The sequence below is a fragment of the Chryseobacterium sp. GW821-FHT04C04 genome, from assembly GCF_059420365.1.
The window spans coordinates 1,255,789-1,272,820 of record NZ_JBWKTO010000001.1 but is presented as its reverse complement, the minus strand read 5'-3'; the positions used below and the strand labels follow the sequence as shown (position 1 = coordinate 1,272,820).

Sequence of the window (17,032 nt, the reverse complement as noted above, 5' to 3'; positions counted from 1 at the left end):
TTTATTTATTTTTTTCTTGTGAAATTCTTATTCTTAGGCTTTTTTAACCCCGTTGAAGATGTTGAAGAAGATGGCTTCTTACGGTTGTTATTGGGCCTGGAATTACTGCTATTGGATGTTCTTGGTCTATCTCCACCCTGAGCAGGTTTGTTGTTGGAGTCTCTTTTCTGCGCAACCAGATTATCCGTGTGGAAAGGGTGTTCTTTGATGACAGAAATTTTCTTTCCGATCAGTTTTTCCGTATTCTTTAGATTCAAAAGATCAAGTCCGTCTACAAAAGATATAGAATTACCTTCAGCTCCGGCTCTTCCTGTTCTTCCGATTCTGTGTACATACGTTTCGGAAACATCAGAAAGCTCAAAATTGATCACGAACTTCAATTCATCAATATCAATTCCTCGTGCGGCAATATCCGTGGCGACAAGAATTCTTGTTTTTCCGGATTTAAAGTTGTTCAAAGCATTTTGTCTCGCATTCTGTGATTTATTACCGTGAATGGCTTCAGCCGAAATATTGTCTTTCTGAAGTTTTCTGGCAATTTTATCAGCACCGTGTTTCGTTCTTGAAAATACAAGTACCGAGTCTGAAATATCATTTTCAAGAATGTGGGTCAATAAATCCAGCTTATTTTCTTTTTCAACAAAATAAACCGACTGTTTGATTGTATCTGCGGTAGAAGAAACAGGAGTAACCTCTACTTTTACTGGATTATTAAGGATAGAATTTGCCAGCTTCTGAATTTCTACCGGCATCGTTGCTGAGAAAAATAAAGTCTGTCTTCTTTGTGGTAAAAGTTTGATGATTCTTTTTACATCGTGTACAAATCCCATATCAAGCATTCTGTCTGCTTCATCAAGAACAAAGATTTCAATATTTTTCAAACTGATGATTCCCTGAGCAATAAAGTCAAGAAGTCTTCCTGGTGTTGCTACCAGAATATCAATTCCTTTTCTTAGAGCAGCTTCCTGATTTCCCTGCTTTACTCCTCCAAAGATAACGAGTTGTTTTAATGGAAGATATTTACCGTAAGCATTAATGTTTTCCTCAATCTGAATCGCCAATTCTCTGGTAGGCGTAAGGATTAATGCTTTTATATGTTTATTGGGAATTTTATTTTTGGATAAATTCTGTAGAATAGGAATAGAAAAAGCAGCCGTCTTTCCTGTTCCCGTTTGTGCACAGCCTAGAAAGTCTCTGCCTTCTAAGATATCGGGAATAGATCTTTCCTGGATAGGAGTAGGAGTCGTGTATCCCTGCTCCTGGATTGCTTTTGCAATAGGTTCTATTAAGTTTAAGTCTGTAAAATTCAAATGAATTATTTTAAAATTTTAAATAAAAATTCCTTCAGTCTGAAAGAATTACATTTTGCAAAGGTAGTTTAAATATTTTTAAATAATTCATTCCTGCTTTTTAGACTTATGTACCCTTGAAAAATAGAAATGACTACCCAGATATGAGCAGTCATTTGTCTTGTTATTAGGAAATAGAAACTATTTAAATTTATAGCCTACACCAGCCTGTAGAAAGCCTACTTTTACAGGAACACCGTTTCCTTTATTGATTTCTATAAAATTAAAATTATATCTTGCGTCCACAAAGAACTTATCATTGATCTTGTATTCTGCACCCAGAAATGGAAAAAGATTTAATGTTTTTATTCCATCATAATTTCTTTTCTCAGTCCCGGTAATAGCATTGCTGGCTTCTGCTTTTGTTGAAATGTTAAATCCAAAGTTCATCCCTGCAGAAGCAGAAAGATTAGGAATAATATAATACTTTGCAGAAATAGGAACCTGAATCTGATTAAGACGATACTCGAATGTCATATTTCCTGCATTCACAACTTCATTTCCTACTATGGCTACTGCAGGATATACAATTTTACCTCCTAACTGAGTATAAAGAATTTCAGCCTGTAATCCAAATTTAGGCGATAAAGGTTGCTCAGCCACAATACCTGCATAGAAATACGATTTTGAATCCAGTTTTTCATCAAAAAACTTCATGCTGGATAAAGAATATCCTCCTTTCACTCCAAAGCTTACAGAGGATTCCGTTCTTGTTGATTGTTGAGTTTGTGCATTCATAAAAGCTGTAGCAGCAAGTAATAAGACGAAAAAAAAATTTTTTTTCATGTTTTTTGAATTAATTGATTATTGTTTTTAAAAAATAATTCCTCCAAAATGAAGGAATTATCGCATAAAAATAATTTAAATATTTTAAATAGAACTATTGGATCTTAGTCCATTGTTGATTTTTTCTTAAGTCTTCAAAAAAATGATAGACTTCAGACAGCTTTTCACTACCACGTTTTCCATAATCTTCTACATTTTTTTGTGTACCATCTGCAAAACTAATTCTTAAATAAGAAGTTGAAAGATCTGTGATATTTCTTTTTCCATATTTATCATCTAAACTTTTTACGTTTAACCCATCCAGTAAACTGATCAGTTTATTATAGTCTTTTTCTTTGATAGTACCTTTAAAAGTTCCTTCACGAGGTTGGGAAAACGCATCTTTTGAAGGTTTGTCATTGAAGTTGAAATGTTCTGCTTCAAAAACAGCTGTTCTATCAGGGTTGATTGTTATTTTAAAAACAGGACAGAATCCAAAGCAGGGGGTGGCTTGATATTCAATTTTAGTATATTTTGAATTTACTTTTTGAGAAGTTGTACAAGATGTTAAAAATACAAATGCACAAATGGCTAGCAAATATTTCATAGTTTTTTTCAATTTGAAAGGGTGTCCCAATAATTGTTCCAAAAGATAAAATCTTCTTTTGTTTTTATGTTAAATATAAAAGGACAAATCTGTTTAAATTTTTATTTGAATCATTAAGATTAGATGGAGATGTTAAGGGCATTAAGAATAAGCTTCGCTTTAAGCTTAAAAATCAGAATGATTCATCTTAACTATACTTTATTTCTTAAATCTTTCTTAATGGTTTAAAATATTGGATGGTAAAAAAATACGGTTAGTTTTATAAAGAAAAACAGCCTCAGGTTCTCCCAAGGCTGTTTTTTATGATGCAATTATATTTTTTGTGAAGTATAACTGATGAATCAATGTATTTTTCTATCCGTGCAATTGTTTCCAGATAGCATCCTTAAGCTCCATAAGCCCTTCTCCGGTAACACCTGAGAAGAATAATGGCTGTTTATTTTCCGGGAATTCTGCTGCGATTTCCTTTTTAAGCTCATCATCCAAAAGATCAGATTTTGAAACGGAAACAATGAAATCCTTATCCAACAATTCAGGATTGTACTCCTTCAGCTCATTTTCCAGAATTTTAAATTCGTTGAAATGATCTTCAGAATCAGAAGGAATCAAAAATAACAGGATAGAGTTTCTTTCAATATGTCTAAGGAATCTGTGCCCTAAACCTTTTCCTTCCGCAGCCCCTTCAATGATCCCGGGAATATCAGCCATTACAAAAGATTTGTAATTTCTGTAATCCACGATTCCAAGGTTAGGAGTCAGGGTGGTAAAGGCGTAATTAGCAATTTTTGGTTTTGCTGCAGAGACAGAAGCTAAAAGTGTAGATTTTCCTGCATTGGGAAACCCAACAAGTCCTACATCCGCCAAAATTTTAAGCTCGAAAACAACATAGCCTTCTTCGCCATCCATTCCGGGTTGAGCATATCTTGGAGTCTGATTGGTAGAGGATTTGAAATGTTCGTTTCCTTTTCCTCCTTTTCCCCCTTGCATCAAAATAATTTCCTGCTTGTCCTCAAGGATTTCTCCGATAATTTCACCTTCTTCATTTTTAGCGATACTCCCAATAGGAACATCGATATAAATATCAGAACCGTCAGCTCCGGTCAGCTGGTTTTTTGCTCCGTTTTCACCACGTTCAGCTTTTATGTGACGGGTATATCGAAGTGGAAGTAAAGTCCATTCCTGAGCATTTCCTCTCATGATGACGTGTCCGCCACGACCACCGTCACCTCCGTCAGGACCTCCTTTAGGAATATACTTTTCACGGCGAAGGTGGGCAGAACCAGCACCTCCGTGTCCGCTTTTACAATGGATTTTTACGTAATCTACAAAGTTAGACATATAGTTTGTGTTGCGAGCTGCAAGCTGGGGGATACAATTTGAATCCCGTAACCCGAATCTCGATTATTTAATTTTCTCTACTTCAGCGAAAAGCTTTTGGGAAATCTCATTAATTTCCCCTACGCCATTTACTTCTACATATTTCCCCTGCTGCTTATAAAGCTCGGCTACTTCCGCTGTTTTAGTATAATATTCTTTTATTCTGTTTTCGATGATCTCTACATTGCTGTCGTCTGATCTTCCGCTGGTTTCACCTCTTTTCAGAAGTCTTTCAACCAAAATTGTATCCTCTACTACCAATGAAAGACAGATATCGATCTTATCATTCAGTACTTCTTTAACGATATTTTCCAAAGCTTCCGTCTGAGCAGTAGTTCTTGGATATCCATCAAAAATAAAACCGTTGGTATCGGTAGGCTTTTTGATCTCATCGATCAGCATATCTGTTGTTACCTGATCCGGAACCAATTCTCCCTTATCGATGTATGACTTAGCCAGTTTTCCAAGTTCAGTGTCATTTTTCATATTGTATCTGAAAAGATCACCTGTTGAAACCTGTTTTAAATTGAATTTCTCGATTAGATTTTGAGCTTGTGTTCCTTTTCCACTTCCTGGAGGGCCGAACAGAACAATGTTTATCATAATTTTGATACGCTTGGACAATTGGCATTTTGCTTCCGGCTCATGGCTTTTGGCGGTTGCTTTTTGCTTTCAGCTTTTTTAAGTTATTATTAAATTTATTTCTTTATATAATTTAAGCTAAAAGCTATCAGCTAATAGCCAACAGCACTTAATGGTTGATTTGTCCGTCTTCCAACTGATATAAATTGGGAAGGTTTCTTCCTAATTCATCATAATCAAGTCCGTATCCAAGTACAAATTTATTAGGTATTTCTTTCCCGATATAATCCAGTTTGAAATCTTTCTTGTAAATCTCAGGTTTCAATAGGAAACTTGCCAGTTTTACAGATTTAGGACGTTGTGTCTCTTTAAAATATTTGAAAAGACTCTCCACTGTGTTTCCTGTATCTACAATATCTTCTACAAGAATGATGTGACGGTCTCTTACATCCTTAGTAAGTTCCATTTTCTGGTAAACGATCCCTGTAGATTCAGTTCCTACATAAGAACTCATTTGAATAAAGGCAATTTCGCATTCCCCTGGGTAATATTTTAAAAGATCCGAGAAGAACATAACAACCCCATTTAAAACTCCAATGAAAACAGGAACTTCATCCTTGTAATCTTCATAAATTCTTAACGCTGTCTCTTTTACAATTTCCTGAATTTCGGTATCCGTTAAATAAGGAACGAAATTTTTGTCGTGAACTCTAATGCTATCCATAAAATTTTTAGTAGGAGGCAAAGTTACGGATTTTTGAATTTTGAATAAAATCTTTTTGTGTTTAATCCTTGATTTGTGCTATCTTTGTTCTTTCAAAACCCAAAAATACAGACATGTAGGATATAATTTCTTTCAGATTGGATCAAACGATAACCCTGGTGTTATTGGTGTTTAACTGTTATTAAGAAAGAAATCATGATTTTACTGCAAAATATATCCTTTGGGTTTCCGGGAGGAAATCTTCTATTGAATCATATCAATTTAACAATACAATCTCACACCAAATCAGCTTTGGTGGGAAGCAACGGCATGGGAAAATCTACCTTGCTGAAAATTATTGCGAACGAAATACAGCCTCTAAGCGGAGATACGAACATTAGTGGTGATATTTTTTATGTTCCTCAAATGTTTGGAAACTGTAATCATCTTACCGTCGCCGAATGTTTGAAAATAGATCAAAAGTTGTACGCGCTCCAAAAAATTACTAATGGAGAGGTAGATGAAATTTATTTTGAAATGCTCAATGACGATTGGGACATTGAAGAACGATGTCAGCAGGCATTGGAGCATTGGGGACTTGACAATGTTGAATTAACCCAGAAACTGGAAGGCTTGAGTGGCGGCCAGAAGACCAAGGTTTTTCTGGCGGGAATTCAGATCTGCCAGCCAGATATCATCATATTGGATGAACCGACCAATCATCTGGATCTTGAAGGAAGAAAGTTATTATACGATCTTATTGATAAAACAGATGCCACCGTTGTTATCGTAAGCCATGACAGAACTTTGCTCAATCTTGTTGATGCCATATTTGAGTTAAGCAATCAGGGAATTGCAGCTTATGGTGGAAACTATGATTTCTATGCAGAACAAAAGGAAGTGGAGATGGAAGCCTTACATAATGATATCCATGCAAAAGAACGGGCATTGAAAAAAGCAAAAGAGAAAGAAAGAGAGACTCTGGAACGCAAGCAGAAACTGGATGCAAAAGGAAAGCAAAAGCAAGAAAAATCCGGAGTAGCGAGAATTATGATGAATACGCTGCGGAACAATGCTGAAAAAAATACATCAAAACTGAAAAGCGTTCATGCAGAGAGAATCAGTGGGATCTCCGGAGATTTGAGAGATCTGCGCTCTACAGTAAAGAATTCTGACCGGATGAAAGTGAATTTTAATGATTCCAGTCTGCATTCAGGAAAGATTCTGATTGCGGCTGAGAATATTAATTTCAGTTATGGAAAAGAAGAACTTTGGAAAGAAAATCTCGATCTTGAGATCCGAAGCGGAGACAGAATCTTAATCAAAGGTTCAAACGGTTCAGGAAAGACCACTCTGATAAAGCTGCTGCTGGGAAATACTGAGCCTTCCGAAGGAAAAATAACCAGAGCAGCATTCAACAGTATGTATATTGATCAGGAATATTCTCTGATTGATAATGACTCAACCCTCTATGATTTTGCCCAGACTTTTAATGATAATGGATGGCAGGAGTCTGAAGTGAAAACGTTATTGTCCAGATTTTTGTTTGGGAAAGATACCTGGGACAAGAAATGTGGTGCACTGAGTGGAGGAGAACGTTTGCGGCTGCTTCTCTGTGGGCTTTCAATCAGCAACAAAGCCCCCGATATGATTATTCTTGATGAACCAACGAATAATTTAGATCTTCAAAACGTAGAAATTCTCACCCATTCCATCAAAGATTATCATGGAACATTGCTAGTCATTTCTCACGATGAAGTTTTTCTGGAAGAGATTGGGATTGATCGGGAATTGATACTGGGCTAAGTGGTTGTTTGTATAATGTATAATGTATAATGTATAATGTATAATGTATAATGTGGGAAATATTCAATAGAGGCGGGCTTTAGCCCGTCTTCAATATCAATAAAAATCCATTGGCTTTAGCCAAAATCTATTATTAAAAAACCCTGGAAATCAATTTCCAGGGTTTTATTTTCTATGAATTTAAAAGATTATTTCTTCGTTTTCTTAATCACATCAAGATAAATCTTTTTGATACTGTTTTTCTCTTCCTTCTCACTAATATTTTCAAGAGCAGGAAGTAGCGTTGTATTATGATTTGTTTTCAATTTTACAATTTCTCCCAATGCAAATGCAGCACTCCAGCGTACCACAGTTCCCTCATGTTCCGTATTGCCAAGAAGGTTGGTGATGGCCTGATCCAGATTTTCAGGGAACAAATGAGCCGTGTTGCCTATCACTTTGGCACTTTCCCATTGTATTCTGGGTGCTTTTTCAGTAAGGGTTTTAGTGACAAAAGAAAATACGGTTTCATCTGCAAGATTGGGATTTTGTTTGGTGGCATATTCCAATGCTTCTATGCAGGTTGCTTTTACAGGGTCTTTTGATTTTTCGGAAAAAGCGATAAGCTCATCCGTCGGTAGAGAAGTATCAATAATCCATTTGCTGATGATGTCAACCTTCTCTTTTGTTTTTACAGTCTTGTCTTTGATAAGTTCTTCTAAGGTCATTGTGATTGATTTTTGATTTTTTCAGTGTCCTAAAATAACAATTCCTTTTGAAAACACTAGTCATTGCAAGCAAAAGCAGGAAGCTTTCGAGCATGGTTCATAAAGCAATCCCTATTTCACCTGTTAATTTCCCTGTTTTATTTTATCAAGAATAATATCCATTTTTTGATGGAGTTCATAATCGCCTGAGATTTCAATCAAAGGTGTATTTATAGAAGAAAGCCATTCAAGATGAGCTTTTAAAGTTCTGTTAGCAATGCCGGTATTGTGGTCATAATCGTTAGCCCAATCCATAAACTCCTGGAATTTTTTGGATCTTTTCGGATCATTGATAATTTCCTCTCCATATCTTTCATGTTCTCTTTTTCTCAGTCTTTCCATTCTTACTTTAGGAGGAAGGTAGAGGAATATAATCAGATCGAATGCAGGAAATACATTTTTACCCCAATGAATGATTGAACCGCCGAAAATCCAGCTTTCAGCAGTATGAAGCGTATCCGAAACAATGGCATTCCTTATTTCTGGATGTTGCCTTTCTGTAAAAGGAATTTGGGTTTTAAGCCAGAAAAAATCATCACTGTCTAAGTATTCAAGATTGAGTTTCTCAGACAATGCTTTTCCTAAAGTAGTCACCCCGGAACCCGACGCCCCGAAAATATGTATTCTCATGGTTTTGTTAATTTATGAATCTGTATGACCTGTGGGAGCCCTTACTATTTTAACATCCAATTATAAATTTCCTTCAGTACCTCTTCCCGTATTTCCTCATTCAGAATCTCATGACGCATTTCCGGATAGATCTTTACCTCTACATTTTGAAAGCCGTCAGCTTTTAAATTATCCACTGTATGCATCACCCCTTTTCCAAAATCACCGATTGGATCATTCTGCCCGCTTACAAAAAGGAAGGGAAAAGATTGAGAAATAGAAGCAGCCCAATTTTTTGCCGTAGCCCTTTTATAAATCGTGAATAAAGTATAAAAAGCGTTATGAGTGAAAGGAATTCCACAAAGCTCATCCTGCTCAAAAGCTTTTCTGTTTTTAGGATTTACACTGAGCCAGCTGGTATCACTGAAATCTTTATCTTTTTTAAAATGCTTGTTATTGACGCTCGTAAAAACAGAATTCAAGAAAGTACGATGATGAGGAGCAATGGCATTGGTTAATGATAAATACACTCTTAACAAATCTATTCCCGGTAAGGGGCCACCGGTTCCTGTAATGATGGCTCCTGCAAACTTCCTGCTTGCCTTTTGAAGAAGGCAACGGGTAATAAAAGATCCCATAGAATGCCCCAAAATAAAATGGGGAACTTCCGGATACTGCTCTGCAAGATGATCTGCCATCATTGCTGCATCTGCCACAAGTCTTTCGTCCGGTTTTTCAAGCTGGAAGAAACCAATATCTTTTTTCTCTTTGACAGATTTTCCATGTCCCAGGTGGTCATACGTCAATACAGCAATCCCATGAGCTGCAAAATATGCTGCAATTTCTGCATATCTTCCGCTGTGCTCCTGCATGCCGTGAACCATTAATAAGGTAGCTTTTGGTGTTTCGGGCGAAAACAGAGTGTAGAAAAGCTGGGAGTCGCTGTTTGTTTTTGATGGGAGGTATGCTGATGTTTGGGGTATTGGCATAAGAGTTTGTTTAGATGCTAATCAAAGATAGGGAATAAAAAAAGGTTTTTGAATTAACAGAAACTATTCCTCTTTTTTAATTGATATTGCCCATAATCTTTTATCCAGATTATATTTCTTTTCTACACTTAAATTTGTTATGGTCCAACCAAAATTAGTCTGGCTTTTATCAATGAGTTGTAATGTGTAAATTTTATCTTTTTCAAAAAAGTGATCTCCATAAAACTCAGGACATTTTACTATAATAGGAATTTTTTTATCTGGGTAGTTATTTATATTTGAATTAATAATTTCAAACTCTATCATAGTAGCATAAGCAATATATCCACAACCAGGAGGAAGAGAAATATCACTTACTATTTTTCCGGTTAGTTTATATTTTCGGCTTTCAATTCTGTTGGGTGAAAAACTCAAAGAAGTTCCCAGAATAAGTATAAAAATAAATAGATAAATGTTTTTCATTGGAATAAGGGATATTATATTAAAACTTACTCAGAAAGTGTAAAGTCACAATATGGATGATTGTTAATCAATTCAATAAGAACATCAGGAAGATGATTGTAAAAATGATTACCCAGATTTAGTGGCAATTTTTTGAATTTCTTTTGAAGTTGTTCCTTATTGTAGTAATAATAGGAATATTCTTTATTTTCATTAGTAAGGGAGTATTGAATTTTATTTTTCAGCAGTATTGAAATAACTCCATCCTCATCTTCTTCATGAATCTTATTGATAATTAGGTTGTAACTTATGTCTCGCACATAATAATCATTCCAAATATCATAATCTTTATAGAATATTCTTATTAATCTTTCCTTATTAAGTTTATTGATTAAGTCGATATGTGCTGTTTTATCTCCCCATACACTTCCGTAATCGATGATTCTACAGTCTTTTTTTATAATAAACATGGGGCCTTGTCCAATCAGCATATAGCGGTCATCTCTTGTTTCCAGAAATTTTTTAGATTGATAAAAGAACAGAAACAGATCGTCAAGATCTTCTACATATTCTTCTATAATATCTACATCATTCCCAATGGTTTTTAATAAATGGTCTCTGGCTATTTTAATGAAGTCTTCGGTAGAATTGGGCTGCATTTTAGTTTTTTATAAATACAATAATACAGAATAAATCTTATTGATACTTTGTTTTTAGCATTTTACGCCTCATGATTTTCACCCCAACCCAAAAATAAAATCCCCCTCAAATTTGCCCACCCAATTTTTTAAAAGTAATTTTGCACGAATCTAAAAACAAAAGTAAAATATGTCAACTTATGTAGTTGTAGGTCTTCAGTACGGAGATGAAGGCAAAGGAAAAATCACGGATGTTTTATCGGCTAAATCGGACTATGTAGTACGTTTCCAGGGTGGAGACAACGCTGGTCACACGGTGTATGTGGGTGAAGAAAAATTCGTTTTGCACCTTCTTCCTTCAGGAGTTCTTCAATGCAAAGGGAAATGTATCATTGCGAACGGAGTAGTGGTAAACCCTAAGTCTTTTATTAGAGAAGTTGGTCAGATCGAGAGCAAAGGCTTGAGAACAGATCACATCTTTATCAGCAGAAGAGCGCATGTTATCATGCCTTACCACATCCTTTTGGATACTTACCGTGAAGAGGAACACGGAGGAACTCAGATTGGAACTACCAAAAAAGGAATCGGACCTTGTTATGAAGATAAAATTGCAAGAATCGGGATCAGAATGGTAGACCTTTTAAATCCTGAAATTTTAAGAGATAAAATTGAGAAAAACTTAAAAGTTAAGAATTCTCTTTTTGAAAAATATTACGGAAAACCAACGTTAGACGTTGAAGAAATCTACAACGAATATTTAGCAATCGGAAAACAGCTTCAGGACAGAATCGTTGATACTGAATTAGAGCTGAACGAAGCGATCAGAGACGGTAAAAACGTATTATTCGAAGGAGCACAAGCGTTGATGTTGGATATTGACTTCGGTACTTATCCATACGTAACTTCATCTTCTCCGTCTACAGGAGGAGTTTGTACAGGAGCTGGTGTTCCGCCAACTTCACTTCAGAACTTAATTGGGGTAGCAAAAGCATATTGTACAAGAGTAGGAAACGGACCTTTCCCATCTGAATTAGATAACGAACTGGGTGAAAAAATCAGACAGATCGGTGGTGAATTCGGAGCGACTACAGGGAGACCAAGAAGAACAGGTTGGTTAGACCTTGTTTCTTTAAAGCATGCTTGTATGATCAACGGGATCAACAATCTTGTGATTACTAAGCTTGACGTTCTTACAGGAATTGAAAACCTTAAAATCGTTACGCATTACAAAACTGAAGATGGAAAAATAATTGATTATTTCACTTCATCTACAGAAAAATTATACAACTACGAGTCCATCTACCAGGAGTTACCAGGTTGGGAAGAAGATATTACAAAAGCAAGAAGCTATGATGAACTTCCTGACAATGCTCAGAAGTACATTGAGTTTATTGAGAAATATTTAGGAATCAATGTATACTTAGTTTCTGTAGGTCCTGAAAGAAGTCAGAACATCATCAGAAAAGAATTATTCTAATTTTCTTAGATTATAAATAATAGAGAGATCATCATTTGATGGTCTCTTTTTTTGTCTAAATTTTTATCGGCTTATAACCCCTTGTCAAGGTTTAAAACCTTGACAAGGGGTGAGTAAAGAGCACAATCTAAAAAGATTTTTAGCAGAACATTCCAGTTTTGAATTTTTGCATACTTTTAAAATCTTTATATATTGAAATCCTTATATTTAATATTAATTTTAATCCAATGGAAGAAAATAAAATACCCCAGCGTTTTCTAGACAATATCGTGATCAGTTTATATTTTACCATTGCATATGCTGTTTTGATTATTGCTTACTTAGGCCTGCCATTAAATGTAAGTTCAGATTTTCTACTGATTCTGTTTATTATCTGCAGCTTGATTTTTAGTATAGGAGCCATGTATTTTGCTGCTAAAAGTTATTCAAAAACAAAGATCAGTTCTATCATTTTGATTGTTATTAATGCTGTGGGAGTATTAATACCGCTTACGCTTCTTCTTTTACTTATATAATGTTCAGTACTTTGTTACCGCTCAATTGTTTAAGTGTCTCTATTCCTATTTATTTTTATAAAAAATACTACGGTTTTCTTGTATAGATTTTCTGTTTGAAAATGTTAAAGTTTAAACATTATCATAAAATTTTCTAATATTATGTTGTTTTGATAAAATTTTGGCAGATGTTTTGTTATTGAAACAATGCTTATCGATAAGAACTAATCAAACTAATAATCAAAATTTTTAACAGTTTAAATAGTAGTAGTGATGAAACAACATAATCAAAACCAGGAATTTCGTTTTAACGAGGTTCTCTTTGAGCACCGCAATAAAGAATATGGTGCCTATGCGTTAAGAACCGAATCAGATAGAATATTAACCAAAGCCCTTTTTATAGGCGCAAGTTTAATGGCCGCAGTATCCATTACACCTTTTGTGATTTCTGCATTCAAAACAACAGACACCATAACAGATGGAGGCTATGTACTTCCTCCACCAGTATTAATTCCCGAAGATCCGGTTGCGCCACCTGTGAAAATTACTCCGGTAAAGCCTGAAGTCGCTTCAAATGCGAAAACATTTGACAGCACAGTGCCTACACCATCGAGTACAGCTCAGGATAACGTGAAAAAAGATCCCATTCCTGATGATGCTGTCGCAGGTTTTGCAAACAACTTTAAAGGAGAAACGGTAATACCTAATACACCAAATGTTCCCAATGTATCAGTAGGGACAGGGCCTGTAATCAATACGCCTCCACCAGTAATTTCTGAGCCCGTAGATAAAAATAAAATTGCAGAATCTGGAGAACTTGGGGTAGAAGCTAATTTTACAGGAGGAATAGACTCCTTCAGAAATAAAGTAATGAACAACTTCGATGGTTCAGGATTTGAATCAGAAGATGTTGTAAAAACGACAGTTACCTTTATTGTAGAAATGGACGGAACAATTTCAGGGGTAAAAGCTAATGGAACCAACGCCGATTTTAATAGTGAGGCCATGAGAACAATCAAAAACATCTCAAGCAAAGGAAAATGGATTCCTGCCAAAAACAAAAAAGGAGAATTCGTAAGAAGTTATTTCAAATTTCCAATCTCAATGAAGTTTGATAATTAATACGGAAAGACAAATTTAAAATAGTTATCCACAAAGAATTTTTTTTGTGGATAATTTTTTTTATTGTTAAATTGCTTATTAACAATATTTTAACTCAATTTTGATTTTCTCCACTCACCGAGAGCAAAGAAAAAAGTGTATTTTTGAAACTTAAAGTTCTAATAATGGCAAAAATCATAGGTATTGCTAATCAAAAAGGAGGTGTTGGTAAAACGACCACAGCCGTAAATTTGGCAGCAGCATTAGGAGTATTGGAGAAAAAAATATTGATCATTGATGCTGATCCTCAGGCGAATGCTACATCCGGTCTGGGGGTGGAAGATGTTCAGTATTCTACATATAATCTACTGGAGCACAGTGCGGATACAAGAGTTTGTATCAAAAGAACTGCCACTCCGAACCTTGATATTATTCCGTCACACATCGATTTGGTCGCTGCGGAAATTGAGTTGGTAGATAAGGAGGACCGTGAATATATGCTGAAAAAAGCACTCGCCAGCGTAAGAGACGATTATGACTATATCATCATCGATTGTGCGCCGAGCTTAGGTCTTATTACTGTAAATGCTCTTACTGCAGCAGATTCTGTAATCATTCCGATCCAGTGTGAGTACTTTGCATTAGAAGGACTTGGGAAACTTTTGAACACCGTGAAAAATGTTCAGAAGATCCACAATAAAGATCTGGGAATAGAAGGCCTTCTTTTAACGATGTATGACAGCCGTTTAAGACTATCAAACCAGGTCGTGGAAGAAGTGAACCTGCATTTCCCGGAAATGGTTTTTGAAACCATTATCAGCAGAAACGTAAGGTTGAGTGAAGCACCAAGTTTTGGAGAAAGTATCCTGAATTATGATGCCGAAAGCAAAGGAGCTGTTCAGTATATTCAGTTAGCTGAAGAAGTTCTTTTGAGAAATGAAAACTTAATAAAGAACTAAATTAATAATAAATGGGCAATAAGTGAATGCTAGCCATCGCTTATCAAACATCATTTATCAATTATATCTATGAAGGACAAAAAAAGAGCTATGGGACGCGGCTTGGGCGCCATTTTAAGTGCAGAATCTAAAGCAACTGTCAATTCAGCTACTGATGAAGGAGCAGATAAGTTTGTAGGAAATATTGTAGAAGTTGCGCTTGAAGATATCTATCCGAACCCGACGCAGCCGAGAACTTATTTTGATGAAAAAGCATTAAACGAACTCGCGCAGTCGATCAAAAACCTGGGCGTAATCCAGCCGATTACCCTGAGAAAAGACGGAGAAAGATTTGAAATCATTTCCGGGGAAAGACGTTACAGAGCAACTAAAATTGCCGGGTTTACGACTATTCCCGCTTATATCCGTTTAGTAAATGATCAGGAGCTTCTTGAGATGGCTCTTGTTGAGAATATCCAGAGGGAAGATCTTGATGCCATCGAAATTGCTTTGACTTATCATAGACTTTTGGAAGAGATCGGTCTTACTCAGGAAAACCTGAGCCAGAGAGTAGGAAAGGACAGAAGTACCATCACCAACTCCATCAGATTGTTAAGACTAAACCCGGATATTCAGAATGCCATCAGAAGTGGTGAGATTTCTGCAGGACACGGTAGAGCTATTATCAGTCTTGAAAGTGAAGAAGATCAGCAGGTTTTATTTGGTCTTATCATCAAAGAAAAATTAAATGTTCGTCAGTCAGAGCAGGCAGCTGCCGCATTGAAGAACCCAAAGTCTCCCGCGGCAAAAAAAGCCAATGTGGAACTTTCCAATAACTATAAAAAAGCTCAGAAGACCATCGCAGATATCCTGGATATTAAAGTGGAGATCAAAACTTCTGGAAATGGTAAAAAAGGTAAAATTGTTCTGGACTTCAAAAACGAAGAAGAGCTGGAATATATTTTATCCCATATTAAATAAATGAAGAAAATATTTTTCACATTTTTCTTGTGTATTGCTGTGCTGGCTTACTCACAAGTAAAACCTATTGATACCGTTCGGATGCAGACTCTTCCGAAAGAAGAACCTCGTGTGGTAAAGCCAGGCAAAACAGAAGCAAAGATCATTGAAGATCTTGAAAAAGCAAATGGCCCGACAGTAAAAACGATAAAACTGAATCCTACCAGAGCAGGATTATATTCTGCTGTTTTTCCAGGATTGGGACAGTTTTATAATAAAAAATACTGGAAGATTCCCATTGTTTGGGGAGCAGTAGGAGCGGGAGTTGGTATTGCAGTCTGGAATGACAATCAATATCGAAAATACCGCGAATATTATATAGCAAAACTGAACGGGACACCGAATGAATTTGTAGACAGTCACCCGTTTTTAGATAAAAGAGCTTTGGGGAATGCTCAGGACAGGGCCAAAAGACAAAGAGATTATGCGATTGCTATTACAGGATTGATCTATATCCTGAATATTGTAGATGCAGTAGTAGATGCACATCTTTATGAAAGCCGTCATGACCCGGATCTGGTTTTTAAACCATCAGTTATTCAGGATCAATATGGGTACAGCGCTCCAAAAACAGGCTTCAGTTTAAGTTACAGATTTTAAAATACAATATACCTGTAGAAAGATCTTAGGATTGAATGCAGTAGTAAAAAAATAAAAAGATCATATGAAAATAGCATTAGTTGGTTATGGTAAAATGGGTAAGATCATTGATGAGATCGCTCAGAAGAGAGGTCATGAAGTAGTTGCCCGTCTGAAGGAAACCCCAACTGCTGAAAATCTTAATAATCCGGATGTTGTGATTGAATTCTCATTACCGGAAGTGGCATTTGAAAACATAAAAGCTTGTCTTGAAAATAAAATTCCGGTGATCTGCGGAACGACAGGCTGGCTGGATCAAAAAGCTGAAATAGAAAAACTGGCTGTAGAAAATGGTACAGCTTTCCTATATGGTTCCAACTTTAGTTTAGGAGTGAATTTATTTTTTGCTTTAAACGAAAAATTGGCTGGTCTGATGAAAAATGTAGATGAATACTCTTGCCAGTTGGAAGAAATTCACCACATCCATAAAAAAGATGCTCCAAGTGGAACAGCTATCTCCATTGCAGAAGGAATCATCCAAAACAACCCAAAATTTGATGCCTGGAAGCTGGAAGAAACAGAAGGCAAGCAGCTGGGGATTTTTGCGGTACGTGAAGATGAAGTACCGGGAACTCACAGCGTGTATTATAGAAGCGAAGTAGACGAAATCGAAATCAAGCATACCGCTTTCAACAGAAACGGATTTGCACTGGGGGCTGTAGTAGCCGCAGAATGGATTAAAGATAAAAAAGGAAACTTCGCAATGAAAGACGTTTTGGGACTTTAATTTGTAACAAATTCTGTAAATTGC

General features: G+C 36.0%; 19 protein-coding genes. 8 read left to right on the top strand and 11 right to left on the bottom strand.

Annotated features, from left to right (window positions below; translation table 11 throughout):
• Positions 1-5: 5 nt before the first annotated feature.
• From AC07UM_RS05740 to AC07UM_RS05715, 6 genes are all read right to left on the bottom strand, one after another.
• Complete coding sequence (locus tag AC07UM_RS05740; protein WP_494684799.1) at positions 6-1,310, bottom strand: DEAD/DEAH box helicase; 1,305 nt, start codon at positions 1,308-1,310, stop codon at positions 6-8.
• A 180-nt stretch (positions 1,311-1,490) separates the two neighbouring features.
• Positions 1,491-2,135 (bottom strand): porin family protein, encoded by a 645-nt coding sequence (locus tag AC07UM_RS05735; RefSeq protein ID WP_494684798.1) that lies wholly within the window; start codon positions 2,133-2,135, stop codon positions 1,491-1,493.
• 94 nt (positions 2,136-2,229) lie between these two features.
• Positions 2,230-2,721 carry a DUF6438 domain-containing protein gene (locus AC07UM_RS05730; protein WP_494684797.1) on the bottom strand — a complete coding sequence of 164 codons (492 nt, stop codon included), beginning with the start codon at positions 2,719-2,721 and terminating at the stop codon, positions 2,230-2,232.
• A gap of 354 nt (positions 2,722-3,075) precedes the next feature.
• Positions 3,076-4,059 (bottom strand): GTPase ObgE, encoded by a 984-nt coding sequence (obgE, locus tag AC07UM_RS05725; protein WP_103231742.1) that lies wholly within the window; start codon positions 4,057-4,059, stop codon positions 3,076-3,078.
• A gap of 63 nt (positions 4,060-4,122) precedes the next feature.
• Complete coding sequence (locus tag AC07UM_RS05720; RefSeq protein ID WP_103231741.1) at positions 4,123-4,701, bottom strand: adenylate kinase; 579 nt, start codon at positions 4,699-4,701, stop codon at positions 4,123-4,125.
• Between the two features lie 148 nt (positions 4,702-4,849).
• Positions 4,850-5,404, bottom strand: a complete 555-nt coding sequence (locus AC07UM_RS05715; protein ID WP_103231740.1) for a phosphoribosyltransferase — start codon at positions 5,402-5,404, stop codon at positions 4,850-4,852.
• Positions 5,405-5,599: 195 nt separating this feature from the next.
• Here AC07UM_RS05715 and AC07UM_RS05710 point away from each other — a divergent pair, with 195 nt between their 5' ends.
• On the top strand, positions 5,600-7,189 hold the full coding sequence (locus AC07UM_RS05710; protein ID WP_494684796.1) for an ABC-F family ATP-binding cassette domain-containing protein: 1,590 nt from the start codon (positions 5,600-5,602) through the stop codon (positions 7,187-7,189).
• A 188-nt stretch (positions 7,190-7,377) separates the two neighbouring features.
• On the opposite strand, the gene AC07UM_RS05705 is transcribed toward AC07UM_RS05710, so the two are convergent.
• The 5 genes from AC07UM_RS05705 to AC07UM_RS05685 all read right to left on the bottom strand — a co-directional run bounded on the left by AC07UM_RS05705 (position 7,378) and on the right by AC07UM_RS05685 (position 10,633).
• A complete protein-coding gene (locus tag AC07UM_RS05705) occupies positions 7,378-7,896 on the bottom strand; it encodes a HEAT repeat domain-containing protein (RefSeq protein ID WP_494684795.1) in 519 nt (172 codons plus the stop codon).
• Positions 7,897-8,019: 123 nt separating this feature from the next.
• Positions 8,020-8,565, bottom strand: a complete 546-nt coding sequence (locus AC07UM_RS05700; protein ID WP_494684794.1) for an AAA family ATPase — start codon at positions 8,563-8,565, stop codon at positions 8,020-8,022.
• A gap of 44 nt (positions 8,566-8,609) precedes the next feature.
• The gene (locus AC07UM_RS05695) at positions 8,610-9,533 is read right to left on the bottom strand and encodes an alpha/beta fold hydrolase (RefSeq protein ID WP_494684793.1); all 924 of its coding nucleotides are present in this window, start codon (positions 9,531-9,533) and stop codon (positions 8,610-8,612) included.
• Positions 9,534-9,596: 63 nt separating this feature from the next.
• Positions 9,597-9,995: a hypothetical protein gene (locus tag AC07UM_RS05690; RefSeq protein WP_494684792.1), complete on the bottom strand. Its 399-nt coding sequence runs from the start codon at positions 9,993-9,995 to the stop codon at positions 9,597-9,599.
• Between the two features lie 26 nt (positions 9,996-10,021).
• The gene (locus tag AC07UM_RS05685) at positions 10,022-10,633 is read right to left on the bottom strand and encodes a hypothetical protein (protein ID WP_494684791.1); all 612 of its coding nucleotides are present in this window, start codon (positions 10,631-10,633) and stop codon (positions 10,022-10,024) included.
• Positions 10,634-10,802: 169 nt separating this feature from the next.
• On the opposite strand from AC07UM_RS05685, the gene AC07UM_RS05680 reads away from it, so the two are divergent.
• From AC07UM_RS05680 to dapB, 7 genes are all read left to right on the top strand, one after another.
• On the top strand, positions 10,803-12,089 hold the full coding sequence (locus tag AC07UM_RS05680; RefSeq protein WP_494684790.1) for an adenylosuccinate synthase: 1,287 nt from the start codon (positions 10,803-10,805) through the stop codon (positions 12,087-12,089).
• 227 nt (positions 12,090-12,316) lie between these two features.
• The gene (locus AC07UM_RS05675; protein ID WP_494684789.1) at positions 12,317-12,604 is read left to right on the top strand and encodes a hypothetical protein; all 288 of its coding nucleotides are present in this window, start codon (positions 12,317-12,319) and stop codon (positions 12,602-12,604) included.
• Positions 12,605-12,856: 252 nt separating this feature from the next.
• Positions 12,857-13,705 carry an energy transducer TonB gene (locus AC07UM_RS05670; RefSeq protein WP_494684788.1) on the top strand — a complete coding sequence of 283 codons (849 nt, stop codon included), beginning with the start codon at positions 12,857-12,859 and terminating at the stop codon, positions 13,703-13,705.
• Positions 13,706-13,869: 164 nt separating this feature from the next.
• A complete protein-coding gene (locus tag AC07UM_RS05665) occupies positions 13,870-14,643 on the top strand; it encodes a ParA family protein (protein ID WP_103231733.1) in 774 nt (257 codons plus the stop codon).
• Between the two features lie 69 nt (positions 14,644-14,712).
• Positions 14,713-15,603 carry a ParB/RepB/Spo0J family partition protein gene (locus AC07UM_RS05660; RefSeq protein ID WP_105704329.1) on the top strand — a complete coding sequence of 297 codons (891 nt, stop codon included), beginning with the start codon at positions 14,713-14,715 and terminating at the stop codon, positions 15,601-15,603.
• Positions 15,604-16,242: a DUF5683 domain-containing protein gene (locus tag AC07UM_RS05655; protein ID WP_494684787.1), complete on the top strand. Its 639-nt coding sequence runs from the start codon at positions 15,604-15,606 to the stop codon at positions 16,240-16,242.
• A gap of 64 nt (positions 16,243-16,306) precedes the next feature.
• A complete protein-coding gene (dapB, locus tag AC07UM_RS05650) occupies positions 16,307-17,008 on the top strand; it encodes a 4-hydroxy-tetrahydrodipicolinate reductase (protein ID WP_109738788.1) in 702 nt (233 codons plus the stop codon).
• Positions 17,009-17,032: the final 24 nt, after the last annotated feature.

Excerpts from the sequence above, each read along its gene's own strand:
- AC07UM_RS05655 (WP_494684787.1), top strand. The coding sequence starts at position 15,604 with ATGAAGAAAATATTTTTCACATTTTTCTTGTGTATTGCTGTGCTGGCT.
- AC07UM_RS05670 (WP_494684788.1), top strand. The coding sequence starts at position 12,857 with ATGAAACAACATAATCAAAACCAGGAATTTCGTTTTAACGAGGTTCTC.
- AC07UM_RS05690 (WP_494684792.1), bottom strand. The coding sequence starts at position 9,995 with ATGAAAAACATTTATCTATTTATTTTTATACTTATTCTGGGAACTTCT.
- AC07UM_RS05720 (WP_103231741.1), bottom strand. The coding sequence starts at position 4,701 with ATGATAAACATTGTTCTGTTCGGCCCTCCAGGAAGTGGAAAAGGAACA.
- AC07UM_RS05710 (WP_494684796.1), top strand. The coding sequence starts at position 5,600 with ATGATTTTACTGCAAAATATATCCTTTGGGTTTCCGGGAGGAAATCTT.
- AC07UM_RS05730 (WP_494684797.1), bottom strand. The coding sequence starts at position 2,721 with ATGAAATATTTGCTAGCCATTTGTGCATTTGTATTTTTAACATCTTGT.
- AC07UM_RS05695 (WP_494684793.1), bottom strand. The coding sequence starts at position 9,533 with ATGCCAATACCCCAAACATCAGCATACCTCCCATCAAAAACAAACAGC.
- dapB (WP_109738788.1), top strand. The coding sequence starts at position 16,307 with ATGAAAATAGCATTAGTTGGTTATGGTAAAATGGGTAAGATCATTGAT.
- AC07UM_RS05735 (WP_494684798.1), bottom strand. The coding sequence starts at position 2,135 with ATGAAAAAAAATTTTTTTTTCGTCTTATTACTTGCTGCTACAGCTTTT.
- AC07UM_RS05700 (WP_494684794.1), bottom strand. The coding sequence starts at position 8,565 with ATGAGAATACATATTTTCGGGGCGTCGGGTTCCGGGGTGACTACTTTA.
- AC07UM_RS05705 (WP_494684795.1), bottom strand. The coding sequence starts at position 7,896 with ATGACCTTAGAAGAACTTATCAAAGACAAGACTGTAAAAACAAAAGAG.
- AC07UM_RS05675 (WP_494684789.1), top strand. The coding sequence starts at position 12,317 with ATGGAAGAAAATAAAATACCCCAGCGTTTTCTAGACAATATCGTGATC.
- AC07UM_RS05680 (WP_494684790.1), top strand. The coding sequence starts at position 10,803 with ATGTCAACTTATGTAGTTGTAGGTCTTCAGTACGGAGATGAAGGCAAA.
- AC07UM_RS05715 (WP_103231740.1), bottom strand. The coding sequence starts at position 5,404 with ATGGATAGCATTAGAGTTCACGACAAAAATTTCGTTCCTTATTTAACG.
- AC07UM_RS05660 (WP_105704329.1), top strand. The coding sequence starts at position 14,713 with ATGAAGGACAAAAAAAGAGCTATGGGACGCGGCTTGGGCGCCATTTTA.
- obgE (WP_103231742.1), bottom strand. The coding sequence starts at position 4,059 with ATGTCTAACTTTGTAGATTACGTAAAAATCCATTGTAAAAGCGGACAC.
- AC07UM_RS05685 (WP_494684791.1), bottom strand. The coding sequence starts at position 10,633 with ATGCAGCCCAATTCTACCGAAGACTTCATTAAAATAGCCAGAGACCAT.
- AC07UM_RS05665 (WP_103231733.1), top strand. The coding sequence starts at position 13,870 with ATGGCAAAAATCATAGGTATTGCTAATCAAAAAGGAGGTGTTGGTAAA.